The organism is Streptomyces sp. NPDC030820 (genome assembly GCF_055572075.1).
Genome location: NZ_JBVIEB010000023.1, coordinates 37,532 through 49,944, shown reverse-complemented (window position 1 = coordinate 49,944; position 12,413 = coordinate 37,532). Strand labels below are relative to the sequence as shown.

Annotated in this window: 14 protein-coding genes; 5 read left to right on the top strand and 9 right to left on the bottom strand. The window is 71.2% G+C overall.

Annotated elements, in window-relative coordinates; translation table 11 throughout:
* Positions 1-9: 9 nt before the first annotated feature.
* Positions 10-759, top strand: a complete 750-nt coding sequence (locus ACZ418_RS39610) for an ABC transporter permease (RefSeq protein WP_468372847.1) — start codon at positions 10-12, stop codon at positions 757-759.
* Between the two features lie 13 nt (positions 760-772).
* A complete protein-coding gene (locus ACZ418_RS39605) occupies positions 773-1,345 on the top strand; it encodes a cob(I)yrinic acid a,c-diamide adenosyltransferase (protein ID WP_468372844.1) in 573 nt (190 codons plus the stop codon).
* Positions 1,346-1,523: 178 nt separating this feature from the next.
* Here ACZ418_RS39605 and ACZ418_RS39600 read toward each other — a convergent pair whose 3' ends face one another.
* From ACZ418_RS39600 to ACZ418_RS39580, 5 genes are all read right to left on the bottom strand, one after another.
* Positions 1,524-1,727, bottom strand: coding sequence for a hypothetical protein (locus ACZ418_RS39600; protein ID WP_468372842.1), 204 nt, complete (start codon positions 1,725-1,727; stop codon positions 1,524-1,526).
* Positions 1,727-2,143, bottom strand: a complete 417-nt coding sequence (locus tag ACZ418_RS39595) for a hypothetical protein (protein ID WP_468372840.1) — start codon at positions 2,141-2,143, stop codon at positions 1,727-1,729. The genes ACZ418_RS39600 and ACZ418_RS39595 overlap by 1 nt, the downstream gene beginning before the upstream one ends.
* Before the next feature lie 63 nt (positions 2,144-2,206).
* Positions 2,207-3,670, bottom strand: a complete 1,464-nt coding sequence (locus ACZ418_RS39590) for an ATP-binding protein (protein ID WP_468372838.1) — start codon at positions 3,668-3,670, stop codon at positions 2,207-2,209.
* Complete coding sequence (locus ACZ418_RS39585) at positions 3,667-4,362, bottom strand: response regulator transcription factor (protein WP_468372836.1); 696 nt, start codon at positions 4,360-4,362, stop codon at positions 3,667-3,669. Before ACZ418_RS39585 ends, ACZ418_RS39590 begins: the two co-directional genes overlap by 4 nt.
* Before the next feature lie 74 nt (positions 4,363-4,436).
* Positions 4,437-5,009 carry a hypothetical protein gene (locus ACZ418_RS39580; protein WP_468372834.1) on the bottom strand — a complete coding sequence of 191 codons (573 nt, stop codon included), beginning with the start codon at positions 5,007-5,009 and terminating at the stop codon, positions 4,437-4,439.
* Positions 5,010-5,181: 172 nt separating this feature from the next.
* Here ACZ418_RS39580 and ACZ418_RS39575 point away from each other — a divergent pair, with 172 nt between their 5' ends.
* The 3 genes from ACZ418_RS39575 to ACZ418_RS39565 all read left to right on the top strand — a co-directional run bounded on the left by ACZ418_RS39575 (position 5,182) and on the right by ACZ418_RS39565 (position 8,961).
* The gene (locus ACZ418_RS39575; protein WP_468372832.1) at positions 5,182-6,354 is read left to right on the top strand and encodes a sensor histidine kinase; all 1,173 of its coding nucleotides are present in this window, start codon (positions 5,182-5,184) and stop codon (positions 6,352-6,354) included.
* Complete coding sequence (locus ACZ418_RS39570) at positions 6,351-7,001, top strand: response regulator (protein WP_468372829.1); 651 nt, start codon at positions 6,351-6,353, stop codon at positions 6,999-7,001. Before ACZ418_RS39575 ends, ACZ418_RS39570 begins: the two co-directional genes overlap by 4 nt.
* Before the next feature lie 139 nt (positions 7,002-7,140).
* A complete protein-coding gene (locus ACZ418_RS39565; RefSeq protein WP_468372827.1) occupies positions 7,141-8,961 on the top strand; it encodes a glycosyl hydrolase family 18 protein in 1,821 nt (606 codons plus the stop codon).
* Positions 8,962-8,968: 7 nt separating this feature from the next.
* On the opposite strand, the gene ACZ418_RS39560 is transcribed toward ACZ418_RS39565, so the two are convergent.
* The 4 genes from ACZ418_RS39560 to ACZ418_RS39545 form a co-directional block, all read right to left on the bottom strand.
* Complete coding sequence (locus ACZ418_RS39560) at positions 8,969-9,415, bottom strand: DUF2550 domain-containing protein (RefSeq protein ID WP_330337788.1); 447 nt, start codon at positions 9,413-9,415, stop codon at positions 8,969-8,971.
* Between the two features lie 154 nt (positions 9,416-9,569).
* Complete coding sequence (locus ACZ418_RS39555) at positions 9,570-9,944, bottom strand: F0F1 ATP synthase subunit epsilon (RefSeq protein ID WP_031171909.1); 375 nt, start codon at positions 9,942-9,944, stop codon at positions 9,570-9,572.
* Positions 9,945-10,055: 111 nt separating this feature from the next.
* Positions 10,056-11,492, bottom strand: coding sequence for a F0F1 ATP synthase subunit beta (gene atpD, locus ACZ418_RS39550; protein WP_451005122.1), 1,437 nt, complete (start codon positions 11,490-11,492; stop codon positions 10,056-10,058).
* Positions 11,493-12,410: a F0F1 ATP synthase subunit gamma gene (locus ACZ418_RS39545; RefSeq protein ID WP_468372823.1), complete on the bottom strand. Its 918-nt coding sequence runs from the start codon at positions 12,408-12,410 to the stop codon at positions 11,493-11,495.
* Positions 12,411-12,413: the final 3 nt, after the last annotated feature.

Here is a 12,413-nt window from a genome sequence, read left to right as displayed (position 1 = left end):
GGATCCAGCATGCTCCTGAACGACACCGCGCTCATCTACGGCCGCTATCTGCGCCAGTCCCTGCGCTCCCGGTTCGCCCTGCTCTTCGGCGTGCTCACGCCGCTGCTCTATCTCCTCTTCTTCGGCCCGCTGCTCACCGGTCTGCCACTGGGCGGCGCGGGCAGCTCCTGGCAGGTGCTGGTCCCCGGCCTGCTGCTCCAACTCGACCTGTTCGGCGCCCTGTTCGCCGGATTCACGATCATCATCGAGAAGGGGCAGGGGGTGGTGGAGCGGATGCGGGTGACCCCGGTCAGCCGGCTCGCCCTGCTGCTCGGCCGGGTGCTGCGCGACGCCACGGTCTTCGTCTTCCAGGCGGTGCTGCTGGTGCTGGCCGCGCTGGCGATGGGCCTGCGCGCGCCCCTCGCGGGCATCCTGATCGGCTTCGCCTTCGTGGCCGTGCTCACCCTCGCCCTGGCCGCGCTGTCGTACGCGCTCGGCATGAAGGTCCGCACCCCGCAGGAGTTCGGCCCGCTGATCAACATGGTGTCGATGCCGTCGATGCTGCTGTCCGGCCTCATGCTCCCGATGTCCCTCGCGCCCACCTGGCTGAACGTGCTGTCGCACTTCGTGCCGTTCCGCTACCTGGTGGACGCGGTGCGCGACGCGTACGTCGGGCACTACGCGAGTGCGCACATGGTCTACGGCGTCCTCGTCGCCGTCGGTTTCGCGGCGCTGACGGTGACGGTGGGCACACGAGTGTTCCGGACGGCCGGGGCGTAACTAGGCTGGCCACATGGTCAATCTGACGCGCATCTACACCAGGACCGGCGACCAGGGCACCACCGCGCTCGGTGACATGAGCCGGGTCGCCAAGACCGACCTCCGGATCTCCGCCTACGCGGACGCCAACGAGGCCAACGCGGTGATCGGCACCGCGATCGCGCTGGGCGGCCTGGACGCGGACGTCGTCAAGGTCCTCACCCGCGTCCAGAACGACCTGTTCGACGTGGGTGCGGACCTGTCGACGCCGGTGGTGGAGAACCCGGAGTTCCCGCCGCTGCGGGTCGAGCAGTTCTACATCGACCGGCTGGAGGCGGACTGCGACCGGTTCAACGCCGAGCTGGAGAAGCTGCGCTCCTTCATCCTGCCCGGCGGCACGCCCGGCGCGGCCCTGCTGCACCAGGCGTGCACCGTCGTACGCCGGGCCGAGCGCTCCACCTGGGCGGCCCTGGAGGTGCACGGCGAGGCCATGAACCCGCTCACCGCGACCTACCTCAACCGCCTGTCCGACCTGCTGTTCATCCTGGCCCGCACCGCGAACAAGGACACCGGTGACGTGCTCTGGGTCCCGGGCGGGGAGCGCTAGGTCCTGTCGTCGAACTCCCGCCGTCCGCCCGGAGGGCGGGCCTCGCGGCGTCAGGTGCGTGCTCTCGGCGTGCCGGGCCCTGGCCCTCGTACTGGACGTACTTGGGCCCGGGCCCGGTGCGGCGAGGGTGCGTGCATGGCGTCGCGGGGCAGGCGGGAGTTTGACGACAGGGCCTAGCTCAGTTGCCGTCGCGGGCGGCGTCGCGGTCGGCGGCGGCCGCCGCGGACTCCGCCGCGTTCACCTTCTTCTCCATCTCCGCGTAGCCCGAGGGTGTGCCGGAGGCGGACGGTGTCTTCGGGGACGCCCCCTCGTGGTGCGCGCAGCCCGCGGTGAGCGCCACGAGCAGCGCCACCGCCGGCAGCGCCGCCCGACGTACCCGCATCAGCCCGCCGCCTTCCCGCCGCCGGCCGCCTGGCACCAGGTCTTCACGTCGTTCAGGTCCTTCTGCCGCTGCTGCAGGTTCGTGACCAGCGACTTGCGGAAGTCCAGCCGGTCCTGGAGGAAGGTGGCGACCTGGGTGTGGCCCGCCTTCTTCGCGTTGTCCACGCGCTGCTGCAGGCGGGCGATCGAGCCACGGGTGCCTGGCCCGGCGTCCAGCCGCTTCAGGGCCCGCTCGATCCGGCGGTCGATCCTGGGCACGCGCTTGCACAGCGCGTGCGCGCCGTCGCCGGTGGGACCGGACGCGGGGGTACTGGTGGGGGTGCTGCTGTCGGCCGCGGCCACTCCGGCGGTGCCCGCGAGTACGGCCGCCACGGCGCACCCGGCGAGCAGGGTGCGCGTACGTCGTCGTCCGTTCATCCGTCTCTCCTGTCTCTCCGTTCGTTTCCCGGACGGGTCGGTCGTCCGGCCACGCGACGGAGGTTAGGAAGGGTCTTTGGGGAAACTCTGTGACCGGTTTGCCCCGGCTGTACCGATCAGCCAGTCCCGGCGGCCGGGCAGGTCCGCGCCGCCCGACGGCAGCCGTACCTCGAAGCGCGCCCCGGTGCCGCCCGGCCCCTCGCTCACGGTGACGCTCCCCCGGTGCAGGGCCGCCTGCTGGGCGACGAGGGTGAGGCCGAGTCCGGAGCCGGCGCTGTCGGGGCCCCGCTGAAACCGCTCGAAGATCCGGGCGCGGGCGACCGGCGGTATTCCGGGCCCGTGGTCGTCCACGGTGATGCGGACGTGCTCGGCCGTGCCGTGCACTCCGACCCGTACCCGTGCCCGGCCCGCCGCGTCCCGGCCGTGGGCGAGGGCATTGCCGAGCAGGTTGTCCAGCAGCAGGCGCAGGCCCGGTTCCCAGCCGTGCACGGTGAGCCCGGGTGCCGCGTCCAGGGCGATGTCGGCGTCCGGGGCGCGGCGGCGGGCCTCGGCGACGGCCGCGTCGGCGACCTCGGACAGGTCGACCTCCCGGAACGCCTCCGCCTCCACCAGGTCCCCGCGCCCCAGCTCGCGCAGCATCACCAGCAGGCCCAGCAGCCGGGCGTGCTCGCCCCGCAGGTCGGCGAGCACCTCGGTGCGGTCGGGGTCCGGCAGGTCGGGGTGGTCGCCGAGGATGTCGAGGTTGGTGCCCATGCTCATCAGCGGGGTGCGCAGTTCGTGCGCGGCGGCGGAGGAGAAGGACCGGGCGGTGTCGAGGGCCTCGGCGGTGCGGGCGGCCTGCTCGTCGTAGCGGGCGAGCACAGTCCTGAGGGTCGCGGCCAGCTCGTCGACCTCGCGCACCCCGGTCCGCTCCTCGGGGAGCCGGGCCGTGCTGGTGCGCGGGTCGAGGCCGGCGGTACGGCGGGTGAGACGGGCGAGGGGCGCGCTCGCACCGGTGGCCAGACCCCAGGCGAGCAGCCCGGACAGGGGTGCGGCGAGTACGGCGGTGAGGATCACCCGGCGCCGGACGAGGCCGAGTTGGGTGCGGTCGGCGGTGTCGGGCGAGAAGACCCACAGCGTGCCGGAGACGGTGGGGCCCTTCAGGGGCCGGGCCAGGGCCCGCCAACCGCGCCCGCCCTCGCGGACGGTGACGAAGCCGGAGGACCCCTCGGGCAGGGCCACGGCCGGGCCGGGCTGGGGTCCGCCGCTGAAGTCCGCGCCCGGTCCGACGACGCGTACGCCGACGTCGAGCGCGGCGCTGAACAGCTGCCTCTCCCGGGTGTCCGCCGCCTTGGGCCGGCCGTCCGCCGTGGCCCGCAGCAGCGCCCGGGCCTGCGGGGCGACGGCCACCGCACGCTGCCGCAGATGCTGGTCCTCGGTGCGGTGCAGATCGCGGGCGACCAGGTGCAGCAGCAGCCAGCCGCAGGCCAGCACCAGCAGGGGGACGGTGCAGCCGACGGCGAGACCGATGCGGGTGGACAGCTTCATGGCCGTTCCCTCAGGACGAAGCCCACGCCGCGCACGGTGTGGATCAGCCGGGGCTGCCCGTCCGCCTCCAGTTTGCGCCGCAGATAGCTGACGAAGGTGTCGACGGCGTCGGTGCGCACGTCGAAGTCGTAGCCCCACACCCGCTCCAGGAGCTGGTCGCGGGTGAGGACCAGTCCGGCGTTGCGGGCGAGCACCTCCAGCAGCTCGAACTCGCGCCGGGTGAGGTCCAGGGGCCTGCCGTCCCGCTCGGCGGTGCGGGCGGCCGGGTCGATCACCAGGCCCGCGACCCGCAGCTCCGCGCGGCCGGTGGGCGGACGGCGGCGCAGCAGAGCGCGCAGCCGCAGCACCAGTTCCTGCAGGGCGAACGGCTTGACCAGGTAGTCGTCGCCGCCCGCCTGGAGCCCGGCGATCCGGTCGGCGGTCTCGTCCAGCGCGGAGAGCATCAGCACGGGCAGGTCCCGGCCCTCGTCGCGCAGCCGGGTGCACACCTCGATGCCGCTCATGCCGGGCATCGACACGTCGAGCACCAGGACGTCGGGCGCCGCGTCCCGGATCGCCGCCAGCGCCTCGGGCCCGTCGGCGGCGGTCCGCACCCCGAACCCGCTCAACCTGAGTCCGCGCTCCAGCGAGCGCCGGATCGCCGCGTCGTCGTCGACGACCAGCACCGCACCGGAGCCCACCGTGTCCGTCATGCGCCCCCTCCTCGTCGCCGGTCAGCGTACGACCCCGCGCCAGGCGTGCGGCAGTGCTGGCGAGGGCTGCCGGGTCAGGGGCGGCGCTGAGGCTCGCGCCTGGGGCGCTGCCCGGCCGGCTCCCGTTTCGGGAACACCGTGTAGCTGACGGCGATGACCAGGTTGATGGCGAGGACCACGAGCAGCCGCAGCTGCCAGGCCCGCAGCGGATCGGTGTCGCGGCCGTCGCCGACGTACCAGGCGGCGGCCTGGAGCAGGGCGAGGCCGACCGCGCAGGCGAGGATCCAGCGGCCCGCGACCTTCCACTCGTGGACGGCGCGGGCCCTGCCGTACTTCGGGGGCTTGACCGGGGGCGGGCCGCCCGCGAAGCGGTGGGCCACCCAGGCGTCCGCCCATGTGAGGGTGGAGTGGCCGAGGCCGACCGTGAAGCCGATGTAGACGGCGGCCAGTCCGTGCCGCCAGTCCGGTGCGGCGCCGTTCTTCAGGTCGATCGCGGTCACGACGAACAGCATCAGCTCCAGCAGGGGCTCACACAAAAGCAACACCACGCTCGTACGGCGCCATTTCAGCAGGTAGCGCACGGCCAGTCCGGCCGCCAGCAGCACCCAGAACGCCACCTCGCAGGCGATGATCAACCCGACGATCACGGCTCGTCCCCTTCCCTCACCGCTTCGGACCCTCGCTCACCCCTCCAGGCTCCCGGCGCCCGGGGCGCGGATCGTCGTCGGTGCGGGCGAAACCCGGGGTAAGCGAAAGTCGCAGTCCAGGACCGTGCCCAGGGAGCAAGCGGGGTTGCTGTGGGCCGTGTTGGATAAGGGCATGGCTCTCGCACTCCCCCGCCCCCACCGCGACGACATGCGGATCGCCGTGGGCGGGCTGGTCGGCGGGGTGCTGCTGTGGCTGTTGGGGATCCATCCGCGGGTGCCCTCGGACCCGCTGGTGCAATGGGCCGCCCCCTGGGCGCCGTTGGTGCCGCTGGCCGTGACGGCCGCGTGCGAGCCGCTGCGCCGCACCCGTCCCCGGCTCGGCCTGCTGGTCGGCACGCTCGCGCTGACCCTGGACACGGTGACGCTGGGCAGCATCGTCACGATCGTGCTGTACACCGACCTGATGTACGCGGCCGTCCTGTACGGCACCCCGTCCTCGGCCCGCCGCATCCCCTGGATCACCGGGCTGCTGACGGTGCTCGGCGGAGTCGTACCGGCCGCGCTCTGGCGCGATCCGCAGGCGCTGCTGATCGGGGTCGGCGTCGGCGTGGTGGCGCTGGCGCCCGCCGCGACCGGCTGGGTGGTGCGCAACCACCGTGACGCCGCCGAGGCCGCCCGGCTGCGCGCCGAACAGACCGCGCTGCTCGCCGAGATGGACCGCACCCAGGCGGTGACGGCCGAACGGGCGCGGATGGCACGGGAGTTGCACGACATGGTCGCCAATCACCTGTCGGCGATCGCCATCCACTCCACGGCCGCGCTGTCCCTGGACGATCCGGGGACCTCCCGGGAGGCCCTGGCCGTGATCCGGGAGAACAGCGTGGCGGGGCTCGCCGAGATGCGGCGGCTGATCGGCATCCTGCGGGACAGCGGCGGCGACCTGGAGCCGACCGCCACACCGACGCTCGACGGCCTGGCCACGCTGGTCGAGGGCGCCCGCGCGAACGGCCTGGACGTCCGGCTCGACGCCGGGCACGGCCGGGTGCCGGCGCCGGTGGAGCTGGCCGCCTACCGGATCGTGCAGGAGTCGCTGACCAACGCGCTCAAGCACGCCGCGCCGGGGCCCGTCCGGGTCGCCCTGCGGCAGGCCGACGGCACTCTGCACGTCGAGGTCACGAGCCCTTACCGGCCCGGTGACACCCCGCGCGCCCCCGGCTCGGGCTCCGGGCTCACCGGGATGCGGGAGCGGGCGACGCTGCTCGGCGGCGGCTTCGCGGCCGGACCCGAAGCCGGGCTGTGGGCCGTACGCGCCAGTCTTCCGCTCACCGAAGGAGCCCCCGCATGAACCGGCCCATCCATGTCCTCGTCGCCGAGGACCAGTCCGCCGTCCGCGCCGGACTCGTCCTGATCCTGCGCAGTGCGCTCGGCATCGAGGTGGTCGGCGAGGCCGCGGACGGCGAGCGGGCGGTGGAGCTGGCCCGGCAGATCAGGCCCGACGTCGTGCTGATGGACGTACAGATGCCCCGCCTGGACGGGGTGTCGGCGACCCGGCAGATCGTCGCCGAAGGACTCGCGGACGTCCTCGTCCTGACCACCTTCGACCTCGACGAGTACGTCTTCGGGGCCCTGCGGGCCGGAGCCGCCGGGTTCCTGCTGAAGAACGCCGAGGCCAAGGACCTGGTGACGGCCGTCCGCACGGTGGCGCGCGGCGAGGGGATCGTCGCACCGGCCGTGACCAGGCGGCTGATCGCCGAGTTCGCGGCCGGACCGGTGCGGGAGGCGAAGGCCGACCCGGCCGTCCTCGACGGTCTGACCCGGCGCGAGCGCGAGGTACTGTCCTGCGTCGGGCAGGGGCTGTCGAACGCGGAGATCGCGGGGCGGCTGGGGATGGCCGAGGGCACGGTCAAGACGCACGTCAGTCGCCTGCTGGCCAAGCTGGAGCTGCGCAGCCGGGTCCAAGCGGCGGTACTGGCACAGGAGTTGGGGATCTAGCGACACCTGCCAGGCAATTGGTCCAGACCTATTGACCTATGGTCCAGACCTTTCTACCCTCGCAGCACCGTGGGCGTGAAGGCTCAGTCATGCCCCTGACATCCCCACATCCCACAACCCCATAACGAGGAGGCGCAGCATGCGCTTCAGACACAGAGCCGCGGCAGGGTTCGCGACCCTGTTGCTCCCCCTGGCCGGCCTCGTCGGTCTCGCGAGCCCCGCCCAGGCCGCGACCACCGCCACGGCGACGTACGCCAAGACCCAGGACTGGGGCACCGGCTTCGAGGGCAAGTGGACGGTGAAGAACACCGGCACCACGGCCATCAGTTCCTGGACGATCGAGTGGGACTTCCCCTCCGGTACGTCCGTCACCTCGGCCTGGGACGCGGACGTCACCAGCTCCGGCACCCACTGGACCGCCAAGAACAAGTCCTACAACGGGACCATCGCCCCCGGCGCCTCCGTCTCCTTCGGCTTCAACGGCGCGGGCTCCGGCTCCCCGTCCAACTGCAAGCTGAACGGCGACAGTTGTGACGGTACGACCGTCCCCGGCGACGCCGCCCCGAGCGCCCCCGGCACGCCCACCGCCTCGAACATCACCGACACCTCGGTGAAGCTCAGCTGGGGCGCGGCCACCGATGACAAGGGAATCAAGAACTACGACGTGCTGCGCGACGGCAAGGTCGTCGGCACCGTGACCACCACGTCGTACACGGACAGCGGGCTGAGCGCCGGCACCGACTACTCCTACACCGTGCAGGCCCGCGACACCGCCGACCAGACCGGACCGGTCAGCGGCGCGGTCAAGGTGCACACCACCGGCGGCACCACCACTCCCCCGACCACCGGCGACAAGGTCAAGCTCGGCTACTTCACCGAGTGGGGCATCTACGGCCGCAACTACAACGTCAAGAACCTGGTGACGTCCGGCTCGGCCGCGAAGATCACGCACATCAACTACGCCTTCGGCAACGTCACGAACGGCCAGTGCGCGATCGGCGACTCCTACGCCGACTACGACAAGGCGTTCACCGCCGACCAGTCGGTCAGCGGCGTCGCCGACACCTGGGACCAGCCGCTGCGCGGCAACTTCAACCAGCTGCGCGAGCTGAAGGCCAAGTACCCGAACATCAAGGTGCTGTGGTCCTTCGGCGGCTGGACCTGGTCCGGCGGCTTCGCCCAGGCCGCGGCCAACCCGACGGCCTTCGCGGACTCCTGCTACAACCTGGTGAAGGACTCGCGCTGGGCCGACGTCTTCGACGGCATCGACATCGACTGGGAGTACCCGAACGCCTGCGGGCTGTCCTGCGACACCAGCGGGGCCGCGGCCTTCAAGAACGTCATGGCCGCACTGCGCGCCAAGTTCGGCTCCAGCGCCCTGGTCACCGCGGCCGTCACCGCGGACGGCTCCTCCGGCGGCAAGATCGAGGCCGCGGACTACGCGGGCGCCGCTAGTTACGTCAACTGGTACAACGTGATGTCGTACGACTTCTTCGGCGCCTGGGACGCGCAGGGTCCGACCGCCCCGCACTCCCCGCTCACCTCGTACAGCGGCATCCCGAAGGCCGGGTTCGACACGGCCGACGCGATCGCCAAGTACAGGTCCATCGGCGTCCCCGCGTCCAAGCTGCTCATCGGCATCGGCCTCTACGGCCGTGGCTGGACCGGCGTCACCCAGGACGCCCCGGGCGGCACGGCCACGGGACCCGCGGCCGGCACCTACGAACAGGGCATCGAGGACTACAAGGTGCTCAAGACGTCCTGCCCGGTCACCGGCACCGTCGCGGGCACGGCGTACGCGCACTGCGGCAGCAACTGGTGGTCGTACGATACCCCGTCGACCATCGCCGGCAAGATGAGCTGGGCCAAGTCCCAGGGCCTGGGCGGCGCGTTCTTCTGGGAGTTCAGCGGCGACACCAGCAACGGTGAGCTGGTGAACGCCATCAGCAGCAACCTGTAAACAGCTCTTAAGCGACGTTGACGCGCTGACCGGGCGGGGCTGCCTCCAGCCACGCGAGGAATCCGGTCAGCGCGTCTTCGCTCATGGCGAGTTCGAGGCGCGTGCCCCGATGGGTACAGGCCAGGACCACCGCGTCGGACAGCAGCGCCAGCTCCTCCTCGCCCTCGGGCAGCCGACGGCCGGCCACCTCGATCTGCGCCCGCTCCAGGGTGCGGCGGGGCCGGAAGGCGTAGGAGAAGACGCGGTACCACTCGATGCGGTCGCCGTTGTAGCGGGCGACGCCGTAGGACCAGCCCTTGCCGCCCGCGTCCGGTTTCTCGGCCACGTCCCAGCGCAGGGAACAGTCGAAGGTGCCGCCGGAGCGCTGGATGAGCCGGCGGCGCAGCCCGAACAGGAACAGTCCCACCACCACGAGCGCGACCACGATCCCGCACACAGTCAGAGCGAGGACCATCGGCACCGACCTCCTCGTCTCCTAGGTAGGGGAACTGCTTCTGTCACTGAGTAATGAAACCGGAAAAACACCCACATCTACCTCAGCCGCGACCGGCACCGGATTGCTCCGGGCCGGCCGCGGCTGAGTGACGTCAACGTATCGCGCGGCTGGTTCAGCGCGCCGCCGCCGCACGCAGGCGGACGTCTGCGCGGCGCTCGGCGGCGGCGTCGCCCTCCGCCTTCGCGCGCTCCAGCTCCCGCTCCGTGCGCTGGACATCGATCTCGTCCGACAGCTCGGCGATCTCGGCCAGCAGGGACAGCTTGTTGTCCGCGAACGAGATGAAACCGCCGTGCACCGCGGCGACGACCGTTCCACCGTCACTCGTACGGATGGTCACCGGGCCCGACTCCAGCACACCGAGCAGCGGCTGGTGACCGGGCATGACGCCGATGTCGCCGGACGTGGTGCGCGCGACGACCAGGGTGGCCTCGCCGGACCAGACCTGGCGGTCGGCGGCGACCAGCTCGACGTGCAGCTCAGCAGCCAAGGGTGGCTCCTCGGGTCACCACCCGGCAGGGGCGCCGGGTGTTGGGGTCAATTCTAGTGGGCGTGGATGAGGGGGCGGGACGCACCCGCCCCCTCGGTCAGAGCACGAGGCTCAGGAGACGCCCAGCTCCTTGGCGTTGGCCTTGAGGTCCTCAAGGCCACCGCACATGAAGAACGCCTGCTCCGGGAAGTGGTCGTACTCGCCGTCGCAGATCGCGTTGAACGCGGCGATCGTCTCGTCCAGCGGCACGTCCGAACCGTCCACGCCGGTGAACTGCTTGGCGACGTGGGTGTTCTGGGACAGGAAGCGCTCCACGCGACGGGCACGGTGGACGACGAGCTTGTCCTCCTCGCCGAGCTCGTCGATACCGAGGATCGCGATGATGTCCTGCAGGTCCTTGTACTTCTGCAGGATGTTCTTCACGCGCATGGCCGCGCTGTAGTGGTCCTGCGCGATGTAGCGCGGGTCCAGGATCCGGGACGTCGAGTCCAGCGGGTCCACGGCCGGGTAGATGCCCTTCTCGGAGATCGGACGGGAGAGAACCGTCGTCGCGTCGAGGTGGGCGAAGGTGGTCGCCGGGGCCGGGTCGGTCAGGTCGTCGGCGGGGACGTAGATCGCCTGCATCGAGGTGATCGAGTGACCACGGGTCGAGGTGATGCGCTCCTGCAGGATGCCCATCTCGTCGGCCAGGTTCGGCTGGTAACCCACCGCGGACGGCATACGGCCGAGCAGCGTGGAGACCTCGGAACCGGCCTGCGTGAAGCGGAAGATGTTGTCGATGAAGAACAGCACGTCCTGCTTCTGGACGTCACGGAAGTACTCGGCCATGGTCAGGCCGGCCAGCGCGACGCGCAGACGGGTGCCCGGGGGCTCGTCCATCTGGCCGAAGACCAGCGCGGTCTTGTCGATGACGCCCGAGTCGGTCATCTCCTCGATGAGGTCGTTGCCCTCACGGGTGCGCTCGCCGACACCGGCGAACACGGAGACACCCTCGTGGTTGTTGGCGACACGGTAGATCATCTCCTGGATGAGCACCGTCTTGCCGACGCCGGCGCCGCCAAACAGGCCGATCTTGCCGCCCTTGACGTACGGGGTGAGCAGGTCGATGACCTTGACGCCCGTCTCGAACATCTCGGTCTTGGACTCGAGCTCGTCGAAGTTCGGGGCCTTGCGGTGGATCGGCCAGCGCTCGCCGTCGTAGGTCTCGTCGACGTTCAGCACCTCACCGAGGGTGTTGAACACCTTGCCCTTGGTGAAGTCGCCGACCGGCACCGAGATCGGCGCGCCGGTGTCGACGACCGGGGCCTGGCGGACCAGACCGTCGGTCGGCTGCATGGAGATCGCGCGGACCAGGCCGTCACCCAGGTGCTGGGCGACCTCCAGGGTCAGCGTCTTCTTCTCGCCCGCGTTGGCCGGGTCGGCGACCTCGACGTGCAGGGCCTGGTAGATGTCCGGCATCGCGTCGACGGGGAACTCCACGTCGACGACCGGGCCGATGACCCGGGCGACGCGGCCCGTAGCCGTCGCGGTCTCAACAGTGGTGGTCATTTATCGGTCACTCCCCGCGGTCGCGTCGGCCAGGGCGCTCGCGCCACCGACGATCTCGCTGATTTCCTGGGTGATTTCGGCCTGGCGGGCCGCGTTGGCAAGCCGGGTGAGGTTCTCGATGAGCTCACCGGCGTTGTCGGTGGCCGACTTCATCGCGCGCCGCGTGGCGGCGTGCTTCGAAGCGGCCGACTGGAGCAGCGCGTTGTAGATACGGCTCTCCACGTAGCGCGGCAGCAGGGCGTCGAGGACGTCCTCCGCCGAGGGCTCGAAGTCGTACAGCGGAAGGATCTCCCCCTTGGGGTGAGCCTCCTCGGCGACCTCTTCGAGGCGCAGCGGCAGCAGCCGGGCGTCCAGCGCCGTCTGCGTCATCATCGAGACGAACTCGGTGTAGACGATGTGGAGTTCGTCCACACCGTCGGCCGCCGTCTCCTTCTCGATGGCCTCGATCAGGGGCGCCGCGACCTTCTTGGCGTCCGCGTACGTCGGCTCGTCCGTGAAGCCCGTCCACGACTCCGCGACCTTGCGCTCACGGAAGTTGTAGTGGGCGACACCGCGCCGGCCGACGATGTACGTGTCGACCTGCTTGCCCTCGCGCTCCAGGCGCTCGGTCAGCTGCTCCGCCGTCTTGATGGCGTTGGAGTTGAAGGCGCCGGCCAGACCGCGGTCGCTCGTGAGGAGCAGGACCGCGGCACGGGTCGGGTTCTCCGCCTCCGTGGTGAGCGGGTGCTTGGTGTTCGAGCCGGTGCCGACCGCCGTGACCGCGCGCGTCAGCTCGGTCGCGTACGGCGTGGAGGCCGCCACCTTGCGCTGCGCCTTGACGACGCGCGAGGCGGCGATCATCTCCATCGCCTTGGTGATCTTCTTGGTCGCGCTGACGGATCGGATGCGACGCTTGTAGACCCGGAGCTGGGCTCCCATGAG

Coding starts and splice junctions, on each gene's coding strand:
- ACZ418_RS39565 (WP_468372827.1), top strand. CDS start 7,141: ATGCGCTTCAGACACAGAGCCGCGGCAGGGTTCGCGACCCTGTTGCTC.
- ACZ418_RS39600 (WP_468372842.1), bottom strand. CDS start 1,727: ATGCGGGTACGTCGGGCGGCGCTGCCGGCGGTGGCGCTGCTCGTGGCG.
- ACZ418_RS39610 (WP_468372847.1), top strand. CDS start 10: ATGCTCCTGAACGACACCGCGCTCATCTACGGCCGCTATCTGCGCCAG.
- ACZ418_RS39605 (WP_468372844.1), top strand. CDS start 773: ATGGTCAATCTGACGCGCATCTACACCAGGACCGGCGACCAGGGCACC.
- ACZ418_RS39585 (WP_468372836.1), bottom strand. CDS start 4,362: ATGACGGACACGGTGGGCTCCGGTGCGGTGCTGGTCGTCGACGACGAC.
- ACZ418_RS39575 (WP_468372832.1), top strand. CDS start 5,182: ATGGCTCTCGCACTCCCCCGCCCCCACCGCGACGACATGCGGATCGCC.
- atpD (WP_451005122.1), bottom strand. CDS start 11,492: ATGACCACCACTGTTGAGACCGCGACGGCTACGGGCCGCGTCGCCCGG.
- ACZ418_RS39570 (WP_468372829.1), top strand. CDS start 6,351: ATGAACCGGCCCATCCATGTCCTCGTCGCCGAGGACCAGTCCGCCGTC.
- ACZ418_RS39595 (WP_468372840.1), bottom strand. CDS start 2,143: ATGAACGGACGACGACGTACGCGCACCCTGCTCGCCGGGTGCGCCGTG.
- ACZ418_RS39545 (WP_468372823.1), bottom strand. CDS start 12,410: ATGGGAGCCCAGCTCCGGGTCTACAAGCGTCGCATCCGATCCGTCAGC.
- ACZ418_RS39560 (WP_330337788.1), bottom strand. CDS start 9,415: ATGGTCCTCGCTCTGACTGTGTGCGGGATCGTGGTCGCGCTCGTGGTG.
- ACZ418_RS39590 (WP_468372838.1), bottom strand. CDS start 3,670: ATGAAGCTGTCCACCCGCATCGGTCTCGCCGTCGGCTGCACCGTCCCC.